A 24342-nucleotide genomic window follows, 5' to 3' on the forward strand; every position below is an offset into this window, starting at 1 on the left:
AGAGGCAGAAGCAGGTCCTCCGCTTCGCGAAGGATGACAAGGTTAATTAAATAGGTGGTAATAGGTGATACCAGGTGCGACGAGGGCGGTGTCGTACATAATGGATGGCGCGTTGCATTTGAGGAGAACGATGCTTTCAATGACTTGCTCATCTATAAACCATAGGAACCGGGCTGGCCGGTATCTCTTGCTCGCTGGAATTTTGGCTGGTGGCGCTTCCCTTTCGACTGCCTTTGCACAATTCAATCCGGGCAACCATGGCTTGCCTGCGATTTCGGTGGAGCAGACGGCACATGGCTTTGCGGCAAAGATTGGCGACGAGAGTCTGCACGTCACGGTGTGTGGCGATGACGTGATTCATGTGGTGGCTGGGCCGGGCGATCCGACAGCGAGTTCGCCGGTGCAGCCGTGGATGCTGGAGGAGAGCAAGTCGTGTCCGGGGGCAAGCTTTCATTTTGCGCAGGATGATAGAGAAGCGATCTTGACGACTGCCGCGCTGAAGGTGGAGTTTTCGCTGAAGAACGGCAACCTTGCCTATCGCGATCTACAAGGTAAATCGCTATTGCGGGAGAGCAGCAACGAACCGCGCACCTACGAAAAGGCCGAGGTGAACGGCGAGACGACTTACCACGTGACGGACCGTTTTTCTCCGGACAAGGTGGAAGGGTTGTATGGTCTGGGCCAGCACCAGAACGGAATGTTCAACTATCGCGGGGCAACGATTGAGCTGGGCCAGAACAATACCGATGTAGCGATTCCACTGCTGGTTTCGAGCAAGGGCTATGCCGTGATGTGGAATACGGCTTCGTTGACCTATGTGGACAACCGCTTCCCTACCGAGCTTTCGTTCAGGACGATGGCGGGTGACGCAGTGGATTACTACCTGATCTATGGGCCGGAGCTGGATGAGGTAATGCATCAGTACCGCAATTTGACGGGGCATACACCGCTGTTTCCGAAGTGGGCTTATGGATTTTTTCAGTCGAAGGACCGCTATGTTTCGCAGCAGGAGGTTCTGGATGTAGCGAAGCGATATCGCGCGGAGCATATTCCTATCGACGGGATTGTGCAGGACTGGTTCTGGTGGCAGAAGGAGGGCGATCCGGTCTTCAATAAGAATTTTCCCGATGTGCGCGGCGAGTTGAAGACGCTGCATGATGAACATGTTCATGCCATGCTTTCAGTGTGGGGATTGTTCGATCCGGATTCGGAGAACTTCAAGAAGATTTCAGCGAAGCACTTCGATATTTATAACGCGCATGTTTACGACGCGACCAATCCTGCGGCGCGGGACTTTTACTGGAACAACCTTGCGGGCAAGTTGTTCGACATGGGCTGGGATGCGTTCTGGCTGGACAGCGCGGAGCCGGAGGAGTCGTGGCCGCATGTGGGCGATGCGATTTTGCAGAACAAACATCTGTCGATTGGCAGCGGAGCGCGGTATACGAATATCTTTCCGCTGGTGCATACGGGGGGAGTTCAGGAGCACTGGAAGGAGACGAACGATCAGAAGCGCGTATTCCTGCTGACGCGCTCGGCGTTTCTGGGACAGCAGCGGAATGGCGCGACGACGTGGTCGGGCGATATCTACAGCACCTATATGAATCTGCAGCGGCAGGTGCCGGCTGGGCTGAACTTTGCGCTGTCGGGGAACCCTTATTGGACAACCGATATCGGCGGGTACTTTCAGCCGTTTGATAGGCCTGCGAATGATCCCGAGTATCAGAAACTTTATGCGCGATGGTTTGAGTTTGGCGCGTTCTGTCCGGTATTTCGCACGCATGGGCATCGCGACCATAACGAGATGTGGACGTATGACCAGGTCGAGCCGATTCTGCTGAAGTATGACAAGTTGCGGTATCGGCTGATGCCTTATATCTACTCGCTGGCGTGGCGGGTGACGAATGAGGATTACACCATTCAAAGACCGCTGGTGATGGATTGGCGCGGGGATGAGAAGACGTGGGACATCGGCGACCAGTTTATGTTTGGGCCCGCGCTGATGGTGAATCCTGTGATGAGAGAGGGAGCTACGCGGAGAGATGTGTATCTGCCTGCTTCGCCGGTCTGGTATGACTTCTGGACGGGCGATGCCGTTGCCGGACGAGGATGGATTGAGGCCGAGGCTCCGCTGGATCATATCCCGTTGTATGTGCGAGCGGGATCGATTGTGCCGATGGGACCGGAGATTGAGTATGCCGATGAAAATCCTGATGGGCCAATTGAGCTGCGCGTGTACACGGGCGCGGATGGGAGCTTCAACCTCTACAACGATGAGGGGAATAACTACGACTACAAGAAGGGGCTGCATAGCGTGGTTCCGATTCGTTGGGACGAGACGGCGAAGACGCTGACGATTGGAGCGCGCGAGGGAGAGTATCCGGGGATGCCGAAGGAGCGGACCTTTAATATTGTCTGGGTTGGGAGCGAGCAGGGCGCGGGAGAGGCACTCGTTTCGCGGCCGGATAAGACGGTTCGCTATTCGGGGGCTGAGGTTGTGGTGAAGAGATAGATGCTGTAATTAATTGTTACAAACAGAACTGGCTGCCTGATGAAAAGCAGATCCTCCGCCTGCGGCGAAGGATGACAAGGCTTGTGGTCGCCAGCTTCATGTGGGCTGACAAAACTTGGGATGCGAACTTCTCAGCTTTGTTCTAACGCAGCGTGGACTCGAAAACTTCGTAGCGGTGCTCGAGTTGCCATTGCTCGGTTGCCTTTTCGCTGACTTGGAGAAATGCTGCGCATTTGGTGGTTGGCTTGTCTGCTCCGAGAGGCTGCGCGGCGCAGGGTGCATTGACTCGGATGAAGTTGTCGGGCTGCTGCCAGAGGCTGGGACCGGGAAGAAAGCTGTGTTCGAGCGAGGTGCGGGCCATGGCCTTTAGATCGGCGTAGGTGAGATTGAAGTCGCGGGCCGCGCGAACGTACTCGTTGGTGAGGTCGATGCGGGAGACGCCTTCATCGTCGGTGGAGAGAGCGACAGGGACGTGCGCGGCGCGGTAGATCGGTAATGGATGGTGAGCGGGGTCGATGCCGAGGATGACATCGTTCGAGGTGAGGTTGATTTCGACCATGATGTGATGGGTCGCCATCTCTTTTAAAAGCGCCTGGGGATGTTCTTCGTACATGATGTCGACGCCGTGGCCGATGCGTTCGGCGTGACCAAGCTCGATGGCTTCGCGGATATGGAAGCGGAGGCCGGCGGGTGGGACGAGCCCGGGCGCGAGTTCTCCGGCGTGGAGGGTGATGTGGACCGTCGGATAAACGCTGTGGAGATAGTCGAGCATCCGCATCTGGCGATGGTATTCGGACATGGAGTAGAAGGCGTCTTCGGGCTGGACGAAGTTGATGCCGACGACGTCGGGATCTTGTGATGCGAGTTCGAAGCCAAGCAGTGTTTGTGCGAAGACCTGTTGCGGAGGGAAGGCGCGGAGGACTTGATAGAGGAAGCGGATTTTGACGGAGCAGGCGCGGGTGGCGTTGGGCTGACCGCAGTGCTCTATGCGATTACGAGATTCGAAAGCGTCACTGAGCTGTTTGCGATCAATCGCAACTTCGTCGCGGAGGCCGCCCGCGAGAAGAGCGGCGCGGAGATGAGCGAGGTCGGAGGGCGTGGTTCCGGTGGCATCACCGGTTCGGCTGTCGGCGGGATCGACAGGCGTCGTTGGCCAAGGGATCGTTGCGCTGAGCTTGGCTACATCGCCGAAGGCGGGCGTGCTCATAATTTCGAGGTACTGTTCGTTTTGGGTGGCAGCGCGGGTGGTCACTTCGTCGAGCCATTCGCCATAGTGCGAGTCGCTGATGTTGCCGAAGCGATCGAAGGTATTGAAGAACTGATCGTGGCCACTGCTGCCTGCGCTGGGGACGAAGCTGCGCATCGAGAAAGAGTCGATCAGCGCGTCATAGAGGTGTTGATTGGTAAAAACGTTATCAGCGCGGACGTCGCCCTTGGCACAGACGGGCTGTGGGGGCAGACTGCGGGTTGTGCCTATATTTTTTGTGAGGCTAAGAGGGGCGGGGTTTACGCAAAGGAGATCAGTAGCGGCATCTTTAAGAAAGGTCTCGGCGTAAACTGCACCGGACAGATGCATATGGAGATCAGCTCCCTTCGGCATTTGAACGAGGAAGGCCCGGAGTTGTAAGGAATTTTTCTTAGCGGCGTTGAAGGCTTGAATGGCTCTCTGCCCCTGCCGCGCCCGCGATAATTTTGGAGTCGTTGCCTGGGCTGTAACGGCAGCGAGAAGGCAGAGGACGATAACAAGGACGTACCGTTGTTGAAGACGACTCAGCATGGAAGGCTTTCCTTAAGATTGCAGGATGAGAAAGGATAGCGCGAGGAGGAAGTTGGCGGTATGGTCAAGGGTTGCTATACTGAAAATGCGTTTACGTCACTAGTTCCCTGCTGGCGACATGCTCCCCTGAGAAGGCTGGGGCAACAGACGTAGATTCTGCGCACGGGCGTTCTTGGCGATCCCCGATAGAGGCGTTAGATGCCAAGGCCAGATAGCTCAGTGGTAGAGCGCGGCCCTGAAAAGGCCGGCGTCGGCGGTTCGATCCCGTCTCTGGCCACCATTTAGAATCAATAACTTAGAAGCTCTAACGATCTCATCTCCATTGTTCCGAAGGTCAAGAATTTTCGGATAAAGTATTTATATTCAGCAATATATGGAATCAGAGGATTTTAGCCGTAAAAAGGCTGGCGTCGATCATTATCCAACCAGATCTATATCATTCTAAATAACTTACAGTAATGAAAAAGTTGGATGCAAACGCACGACCAATACACGACCATTGAAAAATCTGGAAAATTGATTATTGTGCCGTTAGTGTCCACGTGGTTGTGCTGCGATAAGGCGTGCCGGGATGCAGTTCGCTGCTCGGGAAGTCCTTATGGTTAGGTGAGTCGGGATAATGTTGGGCCTCGAGGGCCAGGCCACCAAACTTTCCGTAGGCCACTCCGCTCTTACCGATGAGGGTTGCGTCGAAATACTGACCACTATTGAACTGGATGCCGGGCTCCGTTGTTTGGATCAGGAGAATGCGCCCGCTGGCTAGATCAAACAACCGTGCGGCGGGTCGTAGCGTGCCTGCCGGGCCACGCAGAACCCAGTTGTGATCGAAGCCGCCGATGCGCTTGAGTTGCGCGTCGTTCTGCGGGGTATGTTCGCCGATCATACCCTCTCGGGTGAAGTCGTACGGGAAAGGAAGGAGTTTTCTGCCATTCTACGCAGCGGAAAGGGAGGGTCTCGAATCCGCATAGAATAGTACTTCTCCGCCTCTTAAGAGACCTGCTCTTGTCGTGATGAAAGCTGCACTGAGTGTTTCAACGACAATTTGACTATCCATTCTGGACTCCAAGCATAACGATATTTTTCGAACCCGCGCTCATCGCGACAACTCAATTAGAAAATTTGATAGTGCACTACCCATAGTAAAGAGCGAGAATCATTGGCTGGTGATCTCATTCAAGTAGCATTCTCAGCCTTTCCAGTCATAAACATTGTCTAATTTGAGTAGAGAAATATCCCTAGCTTGTGTCGCAAATAAATCAAAGATAACTCCGCGATTTACTCCTCTTCTTAGCCATACCCCCGGACAGTTCAAAGCGAACTGAGGGCCAATACGTGCCCCTTTCTCAGCGCTGCAGTAGTAATTTCCCAGTCGTCTCCCATTTATCCATGCAGCACCAATCGTCCATTGAGAGACATCAATATAAGTCTCTCCTCTCTGCTCGATTTCAAAAGTAAACTCAAAAAACATCCTCGGCTCCTTACCGGGTTTTGCGTTTGCATTCGTCGTCAGAGTTTTCAATGAAGATAGATATTCAGAATCCATCGGCAATGGGTATATATCCCACGTATCGAGACTCGTATTGTTCAGCGTGACAGAACCAATAATTCCTTTTCGATCATCTAACATGCTCTTCCATGAACTATGGCCGAACGTGTAGACGAATATATCCAACACGCACTCTCCACTTGGCAAAACCATGAGATCAAGGCTTCTGGCGACCGAGCTCTCTTTATTGAAAGCAGAATGATCGATACTCCCTCGGTACTGCCCGTTCACAAAGACCGTGGCAATATCGGCAACCCGGTCAATCACAAGAATGTTCTTAGCTGTTCCCGTCGATCTGACTGTGGTTCGGTAGAGAACGCCACAACCATGAAACCGTCCCACGTCTTTGTGTTCACACGGCAGCGGTATCGAATTTGTTACGACTGCCCTTGGAAGGTTTCCATCCCAAATAGATGCAAAGGGCCTAACCTTAACCTGAGATGCGGGAAGCTCTATTCTCAACGGCTGAACAGGGATTATGGGCAGTTCTTTCCCGTTCGCCCTGCCCACCACATCTCGGATCGCATAAAACGTATCTCTCACTCTTCCTTGCTCATTAATCGGAGCCAGATAGTCATACGATGCTCCGATAGGTTGAAACCTAAAATTCCCTGCATCAGTGCTGCCACCCGGCCCGAAGTTGCTCCCTCCATGCGCAACATACATAGAGAACGAGACTCCACGGCTAAGATACGCATCGATTACACCGGCAATCTGACCGGCGTTCTCCATTGCATCCTTCAACTTGCCCCCTGCCAACGCGTCCCACCCCGAATAGGTCTCAGAGCTGAACACAGGCACCGACGGATACTTTGCACGCAACGCCAACAGATCGCCTACCTCCAACGGGTCGAACCCGATCGGCTGTTCAGGGAGGCCACACGATGGATGATCCGCCAATTGAGACTCTCCATTGTTCGTCGAAAATACGCTTGTCAGGCCATGTTTCACCCACAACTGCCGCAGATCCTCAACATGACGCGGGTCAATACTGTAGTCTCCCCGATCTACGTTTATGCCTTGTCCATGAAAGGAGCCATACTCGTTTTCTACCTGAACCATCAAGATCGGACCGCCGTTGTGCACCAAGTGTGGCTTGATGATGGACGAAAGCTTAGAGATATAGCTTTCCACAGACGCCATGTATCGAACATCGCTGCTGTTCCTCAGCTTGATATCGTCGTATTGCAAGAGGTAGGCCGGAATACCACCCAGATCCCAGAAGGCATTCACATAAGGCCCGGGTCGCAGATAGATCCACATCCCATGCTTGTGGCAGAGTTGGATGAATCCCTCCAGGTTGCGGTTCTCTGTAACAAAGTCAAACTCGCCCTGCTTTGTCTCAAAATAGTTCCAGAACAAATAGGCTGAGACCGTATTGAAGCCCATTGCCTTCACCATCTGTATCCGATGCTCCCAATACTCAACCGGAATGCGTGCTGGATGCAGTTCCCCTGCTGTCATCACAAACGGCTTCTTATCGAGCATAAACTGCCCATCTTTAAATCCAAACGTATGGAGAGGGAGGCCCCTCGAAGGCTCCTGCTCCAGGTCTTCTTCTTGCACCATAGGCTTGTTTCGCAATGCGACGAGACCAAAACCCCTGCAAGCAGGAATAATCGGAGCCACCAGCCCATAAGCAATTACTTTTCTACGTGTGATCATCTGAAGCCTTCGCTTTCAATCAAAACGTTCGTTCGTAGTGCAATACAACCTGCTCAAGCGACAAACGGTATTCGCCGCGGCACGCGGCGAACTTTCCTGTCCGGGCTCTCGTCCTTGTTGATGTGCATCATCAGAAGAACCAGAGGTTGAGCGCAAGCACCGCGAGAAGGACGCCGCCAGCGAGAGCCTCGGGCTGACGATACCATCCCAGGCTACGAACCTGCAGCCGCGGAGTAAGGGAATACACCAGACCTGCCAGAGCTGGTTCGTCCCTGGGCGTCGTCAGCAGGCTGACAACAATCGTGACGACAACACATGTGATAAACGCAACGATTGCCGTCCAAAATGCCTGTGCAAGATCGCTTGCGTAGATAATGTGAATCCCGAAGAAGCCACCATGAATTCCTGGCAGGCTTCCTTGTGGCAGGCTGATGCCGTGGTGAACGCAGGCTGCGCCCATACCCGAAAGCAAACCAATGAAGGCGCCATGCCCGGTCGTTCGCTTCCAGAACATCCCCAGCGCAAAAGTTGCAAATAGCGGCGCGTTCACGAAAGCGAAGACAAGTTGCAGCAAATCCATGATGTTGTTGAACGATGCGGCAAGATAAGCGGCACCTATTGAGAGCGCGATACCTACGGCCGTGGTGACACGCCCAATCATCACATAGTGCGCATCGCTGGCCGTCGGCTTGAGGTAGGCCTGATATAGATCGTAGGTCCAAACGGTGTTGAATGCCGTGACGTTGCCCGCCATTCCGGACATAAACGATGCCAGAAGCGCTGTGAGTCCAAGCCCGAGCAGTCCTTCCGGATAGTAGTGGATCAGCATCATCGGAGTCGCGAGATCGTAGTCGAGGATCACATGTCCCTGCGCATCATGCTCCACGGTGCCGGCGGTCGACAGCTTCACCGGAAGGATGCCAGTCGAAGAGCCTGCAGCAGCCGAAATCTGACGGGCGGATCCATGCGAAAGTACCACTGGAGCAACCACAGCGATCATGCCTGGCAGAATGACCAGCAATGGAAAGAGCATCTTCGGGATTGAGGCGACCAGTGGTACTAGCCGCGCGCGCTCCTGCGACTTGGCCGACATGGCACGTTGCACGACGAGGAAGTCTGTACACCAGTACCCGAACGACAGCACGAAGCCGAGTCCCATACCGAGTCCGATCCACTCCACCCCGATCGGGTTCTGGTGCGCAGTACCGAGGTAACGCCATGCGTGCGCGTATGCTCCGGGAGCGTAGCCGTGAGCCGCCGAAACTACAGCCAGCCTTTGCTTCAGCCCTGCCCACCCGCCGACGGAACGTAGTCCCATCCAGGTGAGAGGCGCAAGACCGATCACAATGAGAAAGAACTGCAACACCTCGTTGTAGATCGCACTCGTCAATCCGCCAAGGGAGACATAGCTCAGAACGATTACAGCCGCAACCAGCACACTGATGTTGAAGTTCCAGCCGAGAAGCAGATAGAACAACTTGCCCATAGCGTACATGGAGACGCCCGACGAAAAAATGGTCATAATCGCGAAGGTGATTGCATTCAGGGCTCGAGTCTTCTCATCGAAACGCAGGCGAAGATATTCCGGCACAGAACGCGCGCGTGAGCCGTAGTAGAACGGCATCATGTAGAGTCCCGCGAAGACCATCGCAGGCACGGCGAGCCAGTAAAAATGACAGGTGGCGAGACCATACTTCGCACCCGAGGCGCCCATGCCGATCACCTCCTGAGCGCCGAGATTGGCGGAGATAAATGCGATGGCTGCGATCCAGGTTGGCATTGCGCGTCCAGCCATGAAGTAGTCATTGGACGTATGCACCCGGCGCTTGACGATAAAGCCTATCGCTACCGTAAGGGTGAAGTACACTGCCATGACCAGGCAGTCGATCCAACTTAGATGAATGAGGCGGCTCAAACCTGCTCCTTGCTTGCGCAGTTATTCAAAGTCTCCACCTGTTCCGGTGAGCTGAAACGCTGTTCCGCCGCAAGGTACGAGTTGGCCACCGTCTACTACAATCGAGGCTCCGGTGACATAGGAAGCCATGTCGCTGAGCAGAAACACGATCACGTTCGCGACTTCTTCTGCTGTGCCCATCCGCCCAAGCAATGCAAGTGAATGACATGCATCGAGGACTTTTTGCGGGTCGGGCTCGCGGCTTGCACCCCAACGAATCATCGGCGTGTCGATTGCTCCCGGAAGGACGCAGTTCGCACGCACCCCGGCCCGAGCGAAGTCCAGTGCGATCGAGCGCATCAACCCCACAATAGCGTGCTTGCCGGTAACATATGCGGCGGAATTACGATGGGCCACCAGCGATTGTGTTGAACCGGTGAGCACGATTGAAGAGCCGCCGCGCCGCTGCATATGCGGAAGCACCGAGCGGGTTATATAGAATGCGCTATCCAGGTCGATAGCTAGGGTTCGCTCCCATGCGTCTACGGATGTGGTCACAGCACTGCCGTAGCTCTGCACTCCCGCGCAGTGTGCGAGCAGGTCGATTCCTCCTAATTTTTGGGAGATCTCGCTTACAACTCTTTCGACCGCATCCGCAAAGGCTAGATCGACCTTATCAAAGAGTGCACACTCTGCCCGCATTGCGTTCAACTCTTCGGCGAGTTGCTCCCCCAATTCGACATTGCGATCCAGGATAGCCACCCGCGCTCCTCGGTTTGCCAAGGCAATTGCAGTAGCGCGCCCTATACCACTTGCTGCCCCGGTAACGATTGCAACCTTACCTTCAAACCGAAGATCGCGAGACACACAATCCATCACAACACGCCCGTTTCTGTAAATACATCGTGTGCTCGTGCTCCGTTTAACAGCATGGTACGTGCGGTCTTCTCCTTACGAGCCTGGTCGAGCGCTCGGCTCACAACCGTTTCCTCCATCTCGCGTGGCAGTACAACGACACCATCTACGTCGCCCATGAGAATATCTCCGGGCATAACTCGTACTCCCTCGATCTCGAGCGGTACTCGATAATCAATGACCTGCCCACGGCCTCGCTGGTCTTTTCCATAGCTTCCATAACAGAAAGTTGGAAAATCGATCGAGCGTATCCGATTAATGTCTCTTGCATAACCAGCGAGCACCGCACCCGCAGCACCTCTCCCTTTTGCCGCAATAGACATCAATTCCCCCCAGAGCGCGTATCGCGGAGCGCAGCCGGCAGCAATATAGACTTCGTGGCGCTGCAGTGAATCGAGTGCTTCCAGCATCTTGCCGAAAGGCGGGGTTGGCAAATGAAATACATCAGCCTCTAGCACTGTCATCGCCCGGCCCACCACCACCATATGGGGTAAGAGCGGGCGACAATGGGCCGGAAGCCATTGGTGATTCTTACCCTCAAGATCCAGCACATCACCGATGATGGAGCTAAATAGATGCTCTCTGATAAGGGCGAAAAGCTCTTCGTCATCCTTCCATTCCATGATCCTTCTCCTGTCTGGTTATGCCCAGTATCGTACCGAGTTTCTAAACGTAAAAGCCTGGACGCCGAACTGTAATTCCCGGATGGCGATCGAGCTCCTCCTCGACGAAGTCGAAGCCAAGACCGGGATCATCACTCAGTTCGTAAAAACCGTTTCGTACAGGCAATGGTTTATCCAAAATGGTGTCACGCCATGGCACGTCCGTAGCCATGAACTCCTGATAGAAAAAATTGGGGATTGATGCCATGACATGTGCTGCCGCGATGGTGGAGATCGGCCCATTGGGGTTGTGTGGAGCAATCGGCACATTGAATGCCTCTGCCATGGTGGCGATACGCTTCATTTCGCCAATCCCCCCGCAGCGGGTGATGTCCGGCATTAGAATATCCGCCGCTCCTGCTTCGAGGATCGGACGTGCCATGAAGCGGGAATGGAGACGCTCTCCGACACATACAGGCAATGTAATCTGTCGCTTGATGGCTGCGATTTCCTTCGGAAATTCCGGCCCTGCGGGTTCCTCATACCACATGCAGTTAATGCCGGCCGCAGCAATACGATGTGCCATTTCAACTGCCGTCGGCCCGTTCAGCATCGCATGAGTCTCCACGGCTATCGGAAAATCCGGCCCCACGGCACGCTGTACCGCCACTAGGCGCTCGATCGCAATCTTTTTGCCAGACTCTGTTAGCCCGAGATTATCTTGTAGGTCTTCTCCATACCAGTAGTTGATATGAGCAAAAGGGTCCATCTTGCAGGCACGAAAACCACGCTCTTTGATTCCAAGCGCCTGCTCCGCATAGTCCTCGGGTTTACCTGTTCCCTTTAAGAACCAGTAATTCGCATAGAGCTTAATCTGCTTGCGAAAGGCTCCGCCAAGCAATTGATAGACAGGAAGTTTCGCGCGCTTGCCAGCAATATCCCAAAGTGCAATATCGATGGCACTGATGCCACTTAGCACTGGGCCGCCCTGCCCAAGCCAGTTGAAATCGCGGTAGAGTTTGGTCCAGATATAGTCGATTCGCGAGGAGTCTTCTCCTATCAGCGTCTCCCCCATATGACGGCATGCCTCGAGGATCATCGGGCTGCCCGGCCAGTTGGTACCCTCACCAATTCCGGTGAGTCCGTCATCGGTCCAGATCTTGATGAAGACCCAGTTGTATTTAATCCCTTCCACCATCCAGGTCTTTATTGCCGTAATCTTCATACGCTATGTTCTCTCACTTGGGATACTCGTTAGGATCTGCTCAACAACATTCTGGATCACTCTAGCCGCGCTCATACTTCATGAATATTCGTAAGTCGAAGGCGAATTTCATGACTTGACTCAGCTGGCGGCTTAGCTACTCCGATGTAGTTTCCCCATTCTAGATCCGGATATTTCCAGTAATTGAAAGTGCTCAATAGTACTCGCCCATCGGCTAATGAAGAGGCGCGGACAGCCACATCACCAGATGCTTCAATGCGGGCTCGAATATCCCCTTGCGCCAAGATGCACGATGCGTACCAAACATTTTCTTTCAGGGAGCGAAAGTCGTTTGTTGAGTTCGGTGCAGGACCGTCTTTACCGAAGAGCAGAAAATCTCCTACATCCTGCGACCAGGGCCAGCTGGGTTCTGCTCGGTAGCTTTGCGCAGGATGAGATGCTCTTTTTAGGGCTGTCCCCTTAGGGCGTCCAATGTGGTCTTCCGGATAAGTTGACCAAAGAGACTCTCTATCCCACATCAATCTATCGACAGTAGCAGGAAGCAGAAACCCTAGCCCCAAATGCGTATACTCCGAAGATCCTTGAGGCTGATAACGGGTTGTAATCAGTCCTCCGCTGTCAATCTTTATTTCAAACTCTATTCCTACAGTACCCATCCAGCCTGCCACTTGGCTTTGCTTGCTCTCCCCAGAAATAAGTATCGTGGCAATATCTCCTTCAAGAGATGCACTAAATTTCTTCAAAAGCCATCCACCCATTTGACCAGCTCCCAGATCGAGGAAAGGACCTCCTTCCAGAACAACTTCGCCATTGCAGGTCGCACATGTAATAAGACCGGTTAGTCGGCTGATTGAAACCATGAAGTTCGGTCCCTGTATATGCAACTCGGCCGATGTATTGACTAACTTCAACGCACCAGACGCGGGATTAGGAAGGGTGTTAGTCCTTTCTCCGACACGAATACTGACCTGGTGCACGACGATATCGCTGCTATGCGTAAAGTTAATATCCAGGACTTCTCCACGGGACCATTTACGCGAAGGTATCCTCAAATACCCGCTTGAGTGCGGCACGATGTCAGTAGGCTTCAAACGGCCGTGTTCTTGACCGATCTTCCAATCGATGTTCACTTCAGCAATATTTGTATGATCAAAGGCGTTAAAGATTGGGATCTGTAGTTCGTCGTTGTCAGGAGGAACCGGAATAGGTTTGTCATCCATGCGAATTGGAGAATAAGCTTTTTTTGTCAGCCAGTACTCTGGCTTTGGACGTCGCCACCCATCGATTACTCCCCACGGGCCATAGCCAACCGGTCCCTTTGGCAGCAAAAATACATCGTCAATCGCAGCCCAGATTGAACCTCCTAGACATCCTTTTGACTCAACAAACTTGTCACCAAAACGCTTTATACTCTTTCCCCAAAAATTGCGTACGCCGGGATCACGCCGCAAAGTATCGACGTTATAGCAAGAGATATGGCCAAACTCATCTCCTAAAACAGGGAACGATTCACTGCCAAGATCTGAGTCAACGTCAGGGTAGTGTTTGCTATATATGTCAAATGAGTTGGCACCCCATGGAGCCGTATCCGGGTAGCTGAAAATAAGTGGCCGGTTTGGATCCCGTTTCCGCGCATACTGATACTCCAGAGCGAAGTTCTCTCCCCATTCGCTTTCATTTCCTAAAGACCAGAACACCACGGCCGCGTGACCGTGATCACGTTCAATCATCTCCCGAAACTGGCTCATAAACCTTGAAGAAAACTCTTGGTCTGAGGATGGCCCCTTACCTAGCTCTGACCAGCAGACGGCAGTTTCTTCTTCTACATAAATTCCATGTCGATCACACGCGTCTAAAAACTCTTCTGTTGGCGGATAATGAGAGGTGCGTACAAAGTTGATGTTTGCTTCACGAAATAGTTTGGCATCCATTTCATCGAACTCCACTGGCACGGCGCGGCCATGCAATGGATGAATACTGTGGTGGCACACACCCCGCAACTTAACAGGCTGTCCGTTGATCTGGAGTTCGTTACCAACTCTTGCTATTGTTCTAAATCCGATGTTTCGCTCGAAGGTCTGAGTTAGTTCACCATCAATGCTTAATTTGATCTCGAGCGTGTAGAGGTTTGGGTGCTCGGCATCCCATTTCTTCGGAGCGCGGACCGTTATCACTTTGCTTGCATTTTCACCGGGATGCACACTTAAACTTTCAAGTAATTCAAAATGCTGAGGCTTGGATTTGTCCCCCAACCTGAACCGAAATTCGGCCGACTTGTAGTTTTGAGCAGATAGAGCAGCACTAAAGGCTATTACTCCGTCCTCATACTTCGAGTCGAGCGTGGCAGCCACGGAGAGATACTCAAGATGAAGGGGCGGCAGCGCAATCAGACGTACTCTCCGTAAAATACCAGCGATCGAGTGCTTCGCATAATAGCTCGCTTGTGAAATGTCATCACTACGATCGGTCACACCAACGACTAGATCGATAGTTTCCGCATCCTGCCCGATTGCGTTTGTAATCTCACAGTCCCAAGATGTAAAGCCACCGAAATGCTCGCGCACAAACGCGCCATTCACCCATACTCTTGCATGTCCATACACTCCATCGAATCTCAGAAAGAGTCGCTGGCCTTTGAATTCGCTTGGAATCTTGACCGTCCGACGGCAGGGATATTCGATATTTTCTGAAACATCGAATCCCTGCATGGCAAACTCGCCGGGTACGTGCACCGTCGACCACGACGAAGAGTCAGCTCCGCGCTTCCAAAACTGGTCTGGTGGATCGAGAGTGAACAGCCAGGGTCCCGCAAGATCGAGTACTGAATGCTGGATCGTCTTATTCGACATCGGGATGGGAACAAGCGCTTCTGGTGTCTTGACCGCGTCTGTCAAAGAGCTATGAATATTTGTGATGACGCGATCGCCAACTGATGCGTTTGCTATGGCTGAGCCAGAAGCACCGAGTTTCGCTGCGAGTGCAGCTTCGCATGAAAGCGTAATGAAGTCTCTTCTATTCAAACTTGTGTCCTCCTATTTCTACGGTTACGATATGATTTCCGCGGCCGTCCAGGGTGTCGTTATGGGTCAATCCTTCAATGACCTACAGAGAAAAGGAACGATAGCAATACATCGCGGGTATCTTGTCGCAATTACATTACCACCGCGATTACCTGATTCCTTCACCCCTATTCCAAGCACATTTGGAGTTAGAAATAGAGTTTTACAGCTCCCTGCATTACTCGTGCCGCACTGGCCGTTGACGTAATCTGGCCTACGTTTGGACTGGAAGGATCATTATTAGGAGTTCCAAAACTCGCATGATTGAACGCGTTGAAAAGTTCCCATCGAAATTGCAGCCTGTAGCGTTCCTGAAGATACCAGTTTTTGGAGAATCCCAAGTCAGCGTTATTGAGCGGGGGTCCCTGAAAAAGGTTCCTCCCCGATGTTCCAAAGGTTCCAGGAGCATTGACGCGAAATGCATTGGCGTTGAAATAGTGGTTGAGCCAGTTCTGCTTCCCCCCGGATCGGACGCCGAACGGCAGTCCGGTAAGATCGGCCCTGTCCCCGTACTGCTGAGCGCCAGAGTTGTTACTACCGTCGCCCCCGGCAATGCTAAAGGGCGTTCCAGATTGCGCCGTGTAGATTCCGCTGACTTGCCAGCCGCCCAAAATGCTCCGAAGCAAAACGCCTCTCTTTTGCAGCTTTGGCGTCGTGTAGATCAAGCTCGTGACAGAGACCAAAGGTATATTGACGTCCGAGATACCACGATTGGAGCGAAGGTTGAATGGGTTTCCTACGCCACCCGTGAAGGCAAGTGTTCCACTGCTGGCAATATCTATCGCTTTCGACCAGGTGAAGTTAGAACGAAACTGGAAATTGTTCGACAGATTCTTTTCCACTGTCACTTGCAGCGAGTGATAAGAGGCAGTTCCGCCAACATTATTTTCCAAGATGCCTGCAAACGCAGGGTAGGTAGAACGTGCACCTCCAGCCGAATAAATTCCAGGGTTGCGATCTACAGGAGTTTGCTGGTGGAAGGACTCACTGCCCACATATGCCAATTGAAGAGCCAAATTGTGGGCGAAAGATTGCTGCATTGAAAGATTCCAGGATTGTGTTTCACCCAGCCGGAAGTTGGATGAGAACACAGTGGGAACATTCAAGCCCGCTGGGAATACAGTATCGGCAGGAGCGACGGAGTTAGGATCTGCGAATGGTGGAAATGGGTTCTTGCCCCCGGTAGGAGCATAATTCGCATATGGGTCATCAAAACTGATTGGATTGCCAGGAGTGGAATTGAAGCTATAAGTCGTGCTGAAGGGTGTCAAATCCGAGGTATGGTTGTAGCTCGAATACTGGATTGGGGTGGTGAAGATCCCAAAAGCCGCTCGGACTGACGTATGAGGCAAGCTGGCCGGCTGCCAGGCAAGGCCAATTCGTGGCACAAAGTAATCGTAAGCCGATGGCACCAGCGAATTGCTGATGCCGCGATCTCCAGGAAATACTAGTCCGAGAGGAGCGTTCGGGAATCGTTGGCTTTGCTGACCTGGACGGAAGGCCGCTCCGCGCCCATTTACTAGTGGTGGCGGCAGAAACGGTTCCCAACGCACCCCAGCGGTTACGGTCAAACTGCGTGAGATATGGTACTGGTCCTGGACAAAGAGGGCCAATTCCCACTGATTCATTTTTTGGGTTTCGCCGCCGCCCTGATAAAACGTTGCGACGCGGCCAAGTAGATAGTCGGCTAATCCATAGCCCGTTGCAGAGCCATTAAATCCTATAATCGCTTCCGTGGGATATGCAGAGTAGAGATTCCAGAACTGGTGGAACATATCCCCTCCGGCTGTCATAAAATGCTTTCCAGCTTGTTTGGACAAAGAGTCTGACGCAGTCCACGTGGTTCGCGCTTGAGTATTTTCATCCTGGTAGCCCGAACCGAAGCCGCCTGAGACGCTGAGACCTTCAATTGCGCAGCGGCCAGCCGGCTCGCTCACGTTAATGTAATGAGAGAGGCAGATAGGATTGCCTTGCGCATCCAACTGGCTGGTTCCATTAATCGTATTGAGGCTTGTGTAGGAAGCAACAAATACATTGCTAATTGCAGGCGTGGGCGTCCATATGTAATTGAAAGCGTGATTCTGGTACTTGTCGAGATTTCCGGCTTGAGAAGCGATGAAGTTACCGTTTGCACTTGAACCAGGCTGGTTATAGTAATCAAAGAAAGTTCTCAGCACAAAGTGATGCTTGTCGCTTAATGAATAATCCAGTCGAGCGGTGCCCTCGTCGAAATGTGTGGTGAGAGCCGCTCCAGTGTAGATGACCTGCCCGAGAGGTTCCTGTCCAACAGGTAATACGCTAAGGAATTTAACCGCACCTGGACTGAATGTCGTTGGGTCGATTTGGTTGTTTGGATATGGAAGTCCTGTCGCTGGATTGGTCAACTGAACTGGATTGCTGCCTTGCAAAAGAGCGCTAAAGTCACCATTAACCATGGCCGCAGTGGGGGTAAAGGCTACGTTTGAAGTAGCTGCCGAACTTGCCCGGGTTCCCTGATAGTTTGCAAAAAGGAAAAGTTTATTCTTAAGGATAGGACCACCAATCGATCCTCCAAATTGATTCCGCTTAAGAGGATCTACTTGATGAGAGAAGTACTGTGCCGCGTTCAAAGCGTTGTTACGCAAGAATTCAAATGCCTGGCCATGGATCGCATTTGTTCCCGACTTGGTCTGAATACTGACTACTGCCCCTGGAGAGAATCCATACTGAGCATCAAAATTGTTTGTAGTCACGTTGAATTCTTGAGTAGCGTCTGCATTCGGGAATGGCGCCGCAAGCAGGTCGTATCGATCCATATTAGGTGCGCCGTCAAGCAGGTAATAAGTACTGCCTTGCCTGCCTCCATTGGCAGAAGCTCCAGTCTCATTGGCGAAGGCATCTGTCGTTTGCAGAGTCCCAGCAGAAGTGTTGAGAACATTTGTTACACCTGGAGCAAGCAGGACCAGGGTGGAAGGATCTCGGCCATTCAGCGGCAATTCTTTGATTGAAGATTCAGTGACCTGCTGTGCGAGCTCAGCAGTAGTCACGTTAATGAGTTGCGCCTCCCCCGTTACCGTGACCGTCTGGCTCGTCGAACCAAGGTCAAGTTGAACGTTAAGTGTCGCTGATTGATTCACCGCTATGGTAATGCCAGTCAATTCTCGTGGGCTGTAGCCTGGTTTTTCGACTTTCACAGTGTATCGACCAGGTTGAAGAGCAGCTGCGTTATATCTGCCTTCGGCGTTGGTCTCCAAACGAGAATGTTTGCCGACATCCACATTTTCTACATTGACTTGAGCTCCGACGATCACGGCTCCACTTTGATCCGTCACGATACCGGTTAAATTTGAGGTTGTGCTCTGCGCAAAGGCTAGGCTGCAGATTACAAAACTCAATGCCCATATAGACAAATATTTCACGATAGATTTATGCATCTAGAGCCTCGTCGAAGAGAAATTCTGGTAAGACCAATATTACATATGTGGTCTTGCCTGTTTCAATGCCAGACTCTACTGAGGAGTGCGGTTGATTGTCAAGGTTAAAATTATGGATAAGGATCACATTCAAGAAAATAATTACACCGCCCCTATAAATCCGCTCATCGGCCTCAATTGACAGGGCTTTCGCACGGACACTCAGCCTTCGGCAGTGCCATAATTCGTAGATTATGGTATAGATTACCTAGATCGAAGTGCGGTAAGACCAATAATTACGAGAGACAATTTTTATGACGGCCGTAAAAGATAATCCAAATAAGACCATCCCTCTCCCCCCCGTGGAGCTGTTGCGGAAGCTTATTGAACACGACGGCTATAAGACCGGTGACCAACTGCCACCGGAACGAGAGTTGGCTCTAAGGCTGGGCATAGGGCGACCAGCCATTCGTGAGGCAATTAAAGCATTGAGCATTCTTGAGGTCATTGAAAGCAAACCTGGAGCTGGCACATTTATCAAGTCAAGTTCAAATATGGCGCTGAACTGGCCGGAGACAATGCGTACAGTTAAGCCCAAATTCGACATGCTGCAGCTACTCGAAGTTAGGAAAATGATCGAACCACAAGCTGCATTTCTATGCGCCACGCGTGCGACTTTCGTACAGCTTGGTGAACTCGAACAGCAAATTATCACGCAGGAGAGAAACCCAAACAATCGGGAACTCATGGCAAAGAGCGATTTTTTATTTCACGATGTGATTACGCGCTCTGCTGGTAACTCGATTCTTGATGACGTGGCCGGTTTCTTATCCCCTTTGCTGGTGCGCAGCCGGCAGATCACAGCTTCATCTGCCCCAGAACTGACGCGGATGGCTCGCGAACACCGCGCGATCTTTGAAGCGATACGACGCAGTCAACCCGACCTAGCGGCTCGAGCAATGACGGAACATCTCCAGAGCGTCGGGCTCGATTTACTAAGTGCGCCCGAAAAGATTTCATCTCATTAACAAAGGCCACCAAACGTCGTATGCTATGGCCAAGATCACTACAAAAGGAGTTCCAGGTCACCTCGTCTTTCGAGCGAACGCTATAAGCAATCGAAGAAGTGGACGAAGTCGTAATACATCCAGACTCATTCGCTTACTCGGTTACTGTGACAGCCGTATCATCACGACACCATGCGGTGGTACGTTCGAAGAGAAGTGACCGGTCGCGCGACCCAGTGACCTATGTGACCACAAGTCGCGCACGGCAAGCGATACCGAGGCGGGATAGCCTAGCTCAGGCCAGCGCGCCTCGATGTCAGCTGGCTTTTCGCTGCGGTTGAACAGCACTACCGCGCGGCCACCGTCGGCCAATGGTCGCATCCAGACTTCGAGATCTCCGTCGTCGCGTACACGGTGACCTGCTACCCCCATACGGTCCTGATCAACCGCGATCACCTCCTTGTTGAGCAAAATCGTCTTGGTCTTGTCGTCCATTGTGGCCATATCGTTGCCGGCCAGCAGCGGCGCGGCGATGATTGACCACAGGCTGAATTGCGAACGGTATTCGTCGTCGGTCATGCCGCCATTACCGATCTCCAGCATGTCCGGATCGTTCCAGTGGCCTGGTCCGGCATAGGCATATAGCGGCTCGGTTAGGTCGAGAATGTTGACTACGCCCAGGCTCGTGCCTTTGCGGCCGGCCCAGGTGTCGTAGATGTCCTCGGTGGTTCGCCACAGGTTGCCAATCTTCTCGCCCCATTCCCACGGCATCGACTTATCGGTCATGGTGGGTCGGTTGACGCCCCAGTCGCATATGGAGAACACAATGTCGCGACCTGTCGACCGCAACGCATCGGCCATGAGGGAGTAGGCCTCCTCGCTGTTGCGCGTTCCAGTAAAACACCAATCGTATTTGAGGTAGTCCACACCCCAGCTTGCGTAGGCCAGCGCATCCTGGTATTCGTGGCCCTGGCTGCCCGACCGCCGGCCACAGGTCATGGCGCCTGCATCGGAATAGATGCCGAATTTCAAGCCTCTCGAATGAATGTAATCGGAGAGGGCTTTGATCCCAGATGGAAACTTCTCCGGATCGGGAGTGATATTGCCATTCGCATCGCGCTTGCCCTGCCAACAGTCATCGATGACAACATACTGGTAACCAGCATCACGCATTCCGCTGGACACCATCGCGTCAGCTACGGCACGCACAGCCTTTTCGTCGATCTTGCAGCCGAACTTATTCCAGCTATTCCAACCCATCGGAGGCGTGAGCGCCAAGCCGTTGGCGGTACGAGACGGATCCTGCGACGGACGGAAGATGGAACGGTTCGGCCCGAACTCCATCTTGTAAACCTTCTGGCTACCGGGTTCGTTACCCGGAGGCGTCTGCGAGGCGGCCATCTGTGGGAACAACCATAGCAGCAGCGTGCAGCCCAAAAGCGTACCGATCGACAATCTGTGCGAGTGCTTGAGCAGTGTTTTATCGTGTGAATTCAATTGACGCCTCCTGATATCTCATGAACAGGTCAGCTGAAACAGCATAACTCATAAAGGATTTGGGTAAATACACACTGCATAGGCTTTGCACGCGCCATGACCAACCATGTGAACATGAATTCGGCGGTCATTTTGCAGGAGACACGGGGAACGAGACGCGCCCACCGTGCGCTAAAGCATCTGCAAAGAAAATGGGATGGTAGAGTGCTCGTGCGTTGTTCTTTCCATTGGTCAATGTTTGGCTTGACCCATTCGCTAATTTTGATCTTGAGGCGGCTCAGGAGTTGTCGAAGGTGTCGACGAGGCATCAGGCTTGGGCGCGGGGACAGGTTCGGATGAAGGTACAGTTGTCGTGTCCCGGGCCGCGGGTGCTTCAGGTGCTGGTACTACAGTCTGAGCAGTTGGTGGGGCCAGCGATGTTGGTTTCTGCACAGGCGTGGGCAGCGTTACAGTAGCGACCGCGCTAGGATCATCGCGCAGCTTGAGGTAAAGCGTTGCTCCGTCGGCGGGCGTTGGCACGGCGAAGTTATTTTCAGCGAAGCCTGTGGGTACATCGATCGGCTTGGCAAAATCTTTTGCCGCGTCAAAAGACTGCACGAGGAATAAGTTACTGCCGTCGATAGTGCAGGTAGGAGCGTCTACCGTGGTGCAGTGGATCGCTGTAACCTGCGGCGCGCGAACCAGAATGCCAAGTGGCGTCCAGTTTCCCGGCGTGCCGTCTGCCGCGACCGGACGCATCTGCAATTTGCCAAATGCCGATTGACCGAATGCTTTTAAGGGATCCAGTGTGGCAACGGCCGTGTGGTCGTCCTGGAGCATGAGGTTATTCGTTGCAAGCGAAAGAGTGGTGTGGACTGAGCCATCGGCGGTAGCTACTTCGATCGTCTGTGTGCGGGGAAAGGCGTCCTTCGTTTGCACCACGAAGGTGAGCTTACCCTCCAGCAGGATGTCGTCCTTGGCACCAAAGCTTACGGGCAACGTGCCATCCTTCTGAGCGGATGTGGCCTTGAATGAGAGCAACTTCAGCTCTGGGCGCGCAGCCTCGGCAGAGATCTTTACGGGCATTGTGCGGCCGTCTTTCAGCTTCACCGTCGCGTTGGAGCCATCCTTGGGCGAGACACCAGTGTCTGTCTGAAGGTGCATCGTCTTGTCGTCGTTACCTTCGGCGCTGGGAGTAAATGTCTGTTTATCGATTTCGACAGAGACCACATCCTTCAGGCTCTCACCAGTGAGTACGGCTGTCTTGTCGCCGCCATGGATCTTGATGGCATCGAGGTGGATGCCAGCGGTGTACGCCGTGAGCGGGACCTTATCTCTCTCCGAGTCGCCGTATTGTTGGATAGCAAGCGAATAACCGCCGGGTTGAACGGTTTTGAGCGAAGCGTCCAAAGCCAGTATGTCTTTCGCATCCTTGCCCGCGGCAGGCTTGAAAGAGATGTCTACATCTTTCGCTTTATCGCTTGTCAGAGTAATGTGCTCTACACAAGCGCTGCCGTCACCTTTAAGCGTGAGGTGGTTATCCTGCCCGGCGAGCAACTGGGAGCTGTTCACGATCTTCCAATCCTTGCCTTTTACCTGCTGGACCGTGATGGTGGGCCCTTCGAAGGAATCGAAGCCCCAGTAGCCACGAATGGTCGCCGTGATGGTCAAATCGGTCATCGCACCGATCTTAACTTCAGGCTTAGCGGGTAGCGCACTATCGCCTCGAGGCTTAGATTCTTGCAGCGGCTCGCTCTTCTCTTGCTTCGCCACGACGAGTCCACCTTCGAACGCGTCAGGCGTCAGCGGTAGATCCGTAGGCGCGCCGGTTCGGTTGAGATGCAAAAACAGGGCGTGCGCGAAGCTGCTCGAAAAAACAAGTGGCGCGCCTTCTAGAGGAATAGTCATCTTGGGCTGCAGCAAACACGCGACCTGGTTGGAATCGTGAGGATGAAGCGGCGGCGGCTTGGCCTTTTGAATGGCGGGCAGACCGATGACGATGACCGATTCCGGTTTGTGAAAGGAGGGGGGCGCGTTGAGCCTCAGGCTGAGCGAGGCGCCCTGAGGGAAGCTGAGTCCGGGAATGTACTGGTATTGGGCCGTGCGTAGCATGCCGACGAGATGAACAAGATCAACAACTGCGCCGACATACGCCGAGTAGAGGCCCGCCCCGACAGGCTGTGTATAAGAAGCCGCATTGATGAAGTCAGAGGAGGGTCCGGAAGATATCGCTTCGGCGATGCTTTGCCCATGTCCGTCATCGAGGAGAACGGGGGCGCTGGATTGGGTCAGGCAGATAATCTGTTGATCGACGGGCTGCTTGAAGCAATCGGCGTTCGGCTTGAGGGCGAGTGTGGCAGCTAGCTTCGCGGAGTGTTCCTGAATGGCCTTCGAGTCGTCTTGTGGGACCATCTTCATGGCTGCGAGGTAGCGCTCAATGCGCTGCTGCTCGAAAGATGCTTCATTAAGATCAGTATCGGCGCGAATAAACAGACCCGGCTTACCTTTCACGGCAGAGCGAAGCGTCTTGAAATCTCCGCCGGTCTCAGGCGCGACAAAAAGCAAAGCCTCTTCAGCGTCGTTCGGAACGGTGACGGTTGTCCCCTCAACAGTTTTTTTCTTGTCCCAGGTATCAATCTCGGTGAACCAATTGTCAGGAGGCTCATTTGTCGTGCCGCGAAGAAAGGCAACGATCAGTATCAGATGGTTCGACTGGGTAGACGGAAGATCAGCCTTGATCCATATCTTATCGCCTGGCTGAAGGTTCGGGACCTGGGCGATGGGAAGCGTCGAACTTCCTCGCGTCACGTGGATGTCAATCGTAGGACCGGCTAGGTCGAATCGTGCTTTGTCGTCAGCTTGAAGAACTGCCGTCAAAGACACGGCGAATAGACAGACGACAACTTTCAGAATTTTCATCTGTGGTTTTGGATGCAAAAGGGGCAAGATCGGGTTGTGGAGCCAATAACCAAAGACGAATACAAGCATTCGCCGATTAACTTCAGAACAGTCAGCACTTTGGATGCCGTTCCCGTTCAGGGCGCGATTTCAGCAGCCCCTCGCAGTTTCGTTATCACTAGTCCAAAGCCCTGTCTCCTTTGCTTTGAACTGTCTGCCTCAAAGAAGCTAAGCGACGATTACGTCATTGAATAGATTTAATCAGTTAACCTTTGGCGGACTTGGCCGTTGTATCTGATGAGAACGCTGATCAGCGCCTCAATTGCCGGATAGACGGGGTCACCATAAACCCAGATCTAATCATCGCTCCTACA

12 protein-coding genes, 1 tRNA gene and 1 pseudogene are annotated in these 24342 nt (G+C 53.0%); 3 read left to right on the top strand and 11 right to left on the bottom strand.

From position 1 onward, the window contains the following. Positions 1-139: 139 nt before the first annotated feature. Positions 140-2512 (top strand): TIM-barrel domain-containing protein, encoded by a 2373-nt coding sequence (locus GSQ81_RS13670; protein WP_158911258.1) that lies wholly within the window; start codon positions 140-142, stop codon positions 2510-2512. Positions 2513-2654: 142 nt separating this feature from the next. Here GSQ81_RS13670 and GSQ81_RS13675 read toward each other — a convergent pair whose 3' ends face one another. After that, the gene (locus GSQ81_RS13675; protein ID WP_158911259.1) at positions 2655-4289 is read right to left on the bottom strand and encodes an adenosine deaminase; all 1635 of its coding nucleotides are present in this window, start codon (positions 4287-4289) and stop codon (positions 2655-2657) included. 205 nt (positions 4290-4494) lie between these two features. Between GSQ81_RS13675 and GSQ81_RS13680 the strand changes: the two genes are divergently transcribed. Next, a tRNA-Phe gene (locus GSQ81_RS13680) sits at positions 4495-4569 on the top strand. A gap of 240 nt (positions 4570-4809) precedes the next feature. On the opposite strand, the pseudogene GSQ81_RS13685 reads toward GSQ81_RS13680, so the two are convergent. The 8 genes and pseudogenes from GSQ81_RS13685 to GSQ81_RS13720 all read right to left on the bottom strand — a co-directional run. Next, positions 4810-5184, bottom strand: a pseudogene (locus GSQ81_RS13685) (galactose-1-epimerase); the annotation flags it as partial. A gap of 291 nt (positions 5185-5475) precedes the next feature. Further along, positions 5476-7500: a beta-galactosidase gene (locus GSQ81_RS13690; protein WP_158911261.1), complete on the bottom strand. Its 2025-nt coding sequence runs from the start codon at positions 7498-7500 to the stop codon at positions 5476-5478. 130 nt (positions 7501-7630) lie between these two features. Continuing rightward, a complete protein-coding gene (locus GSQ81_RS13695) occupies positions 7631-9415 on the bottom strand; it encodes a sodium:solute symporter family protein (protein ID WP_371715335.1) in 1785 nt (594 codons plus the stop codon). A gap of 21 nt (positions 9416-9436) precedes the next feature. Continuing rightward, complete coding sequence (locus GSQ81_RS13700; protein WP_254060183.1) at positions 9437-10270, bottom strand: SDR family NAD(P)-dependent oxidoreductase; 834 nt, start codon at positions 10268-10270, stop codon at positions 9437-9439. After that, on the bottom strand, positions 10270-10932 hold the full coding sequence (locus tag GSQ81_RS13705; protein WP_216846439.1) for an RraA family protein: 663 nt from the start codon (positions 10930-10932) through the stop codon (positions 10270-10272). The genes GSQ81_RS13700 and GSQ81_RS13705 overlap by 1 nt, the downstream gene beginning before the upstream one ends. Positions 10933-10975: 43 nt before the next feature. Next, a complete protein-coding gene (locus GSQ81_RS13710; RefSeq protein ID WP_158911263.1) occupies positions 10976-12136 on the bottom strand; it encodes a mandelate racemase/muconate lactonizing enzyme family protein in 1161 nt (386 codons plus the stop codon). Positions 12137-12207: 71 nt separating this feature from the next. Then, positions 12208-15156 carry a glycoside hydrolase family 2 TIM barrel-domain containing protein gene (locus GSQ81_RS13715; protein ID WP_158911264.1) on the bottom strand — a complete coding sequence of 983 codons (2949 nt, stop codon included), beginning with the start codon at positions 15154-15156 and terminating at the stop codon, positions 12208-12210. Positions 15157-15344: 188 nt separating this feature from the next. Then, the gene (locus GSQ81_RS13720) at positions 15345-18608 is read right to left on the bottom strand and encodes a TonB-dependent receptor (protein ID WP_158911265.1); all 3264 of its coding nucleotides are present in this window, start codon (positions 18606-18608) and stop codon (positions 15345-15347) included. A gap of 293 nt (positions 18609-18901) precedes the next feature. Here GSQ81_RS13720 and GSQ81_RS13725 point away from each other — a divergent pair, with 293 nt between their 5' ends. Further along, entirely contained in the window at positions 18902-19615 is a 714-nt protein-coding gene (locus GSQ81_RS13725) for a FadR/GntR family transcriptional regulator (RefSeq protein WP_158911266.1), read from the top strand. Between the two features lie 141 nt (positions 19616-19756). Here the strand turns inward: GSQ81_RS13725 and GSQ81_RS13730 are convergent, their stop codons facing one another. Together GSQ81_RS13730 and GSQ81_RS13735 are read right to left on the bottom strand one after the other, a co-directional pair. Further along, positions 19757-21091, bottom strand: coding sequence for a glycoside hydrolase family 27 protein (locus GSQ81_RS13730; RefSeq protein WP_254060184.1), 1335 nt, complete (start codon positions 21089-21091; stop codon positions 19757-19759). Positions 21092-21346: 255 nt separating this feature from the next. Next, positions 21347-23989 carry a hypothetical protein gene (locus GSQ81_RS13735; RefSeq protein WP_158911267.1) on the bottom strand — a complete coding sequence of 881 codons (2643 nt, stop codon included), beginning with the start codon at positions 23987-23989 and terminating at the stop codon, positions 21347-21349. Positions 23990-24342 lie beyond the last annotated feature (353 nt).

The sequence above is a fragment of the Granulicella sp. L56 genome (assembly GCF_009765835.1).
Lineage (GTDB): Bacteria > Acidobacteriota > Terriglobia > Terriglobales > Acidobacteriaceae > Edaphobacter.

What these genes read in the sequence shown, in the direction of transcription:
- GSQ81_RS13690 (WP_158911261.1), bottom strand. Translation starts at nt 7,500, where the DNA reads ATGATCACACGTAGAAAAGTAATTGCTTATGGGCTGGTGGCTCCGATT.
- GSQ81_RS13735 (WP_158911267.1), bottom strand. Translation starts at nt 23,989, where the DNA reads ATGAAAATTCTGAAAGTTGTCGTCTGTCTATTCGCCGTGTCTTTGACG.
- GSQ81_RS13710 (WP_158911263.1), bottom strand. Translation starts at nt 12,136, where the DNA reads ATGAAGATTACGGCAATAAAGACCTGGATGGTGGAAGGGATTAAATAC.
- GSQ81_RS13725 (WP_158911266.1), top strand. Translation starts at nt 18,902, where the DNA reads ATGACGGCCGTAAAAGATAATCCAAATAAGACCATCCCTCTCCCCCCC.
- GSQ81_RS13700 (WP_254060183.1), bottom strand. Translation starts at nt 10,270, where the DNA reads ATGGATTGTGTGTCTCGCGATCTTCGGTTTGAAGGTAAGGTTGCAATC.
- GSQ81_RS13670 (WP_158911258.1), top strand. Translation starts at nt 140, where the DNA reads ATGACTTGCTCATCTATAAACCATAGGAACCGGGCTGGCCGGTATCTC.
- GSQ81_RS13705 (WP_216846439.1), bottom strand. Translation starts at nt 10,932, where the DNA reads ATGGAATGGAAGGATGACGAAGAGCTTTTCGCCCTTATCAGAGAGCAT.
- GSQ81_RS13720 (WP_158911265.1), bottom strand. Translation starts at nt 18,608, where the DNA reads ATGCATAAATCTATCGTGAAATATTTGTCTATATGGGCATTGAGTTTT.
- GSQ81_RS13675 (WP_158911259.1), bottom strand. Translation starts at nt 4,289, where the DNA reads ATGCTGAGTCGTCTTCAACAACGGTACGTCCTTGTTATCGTCCTCTGC.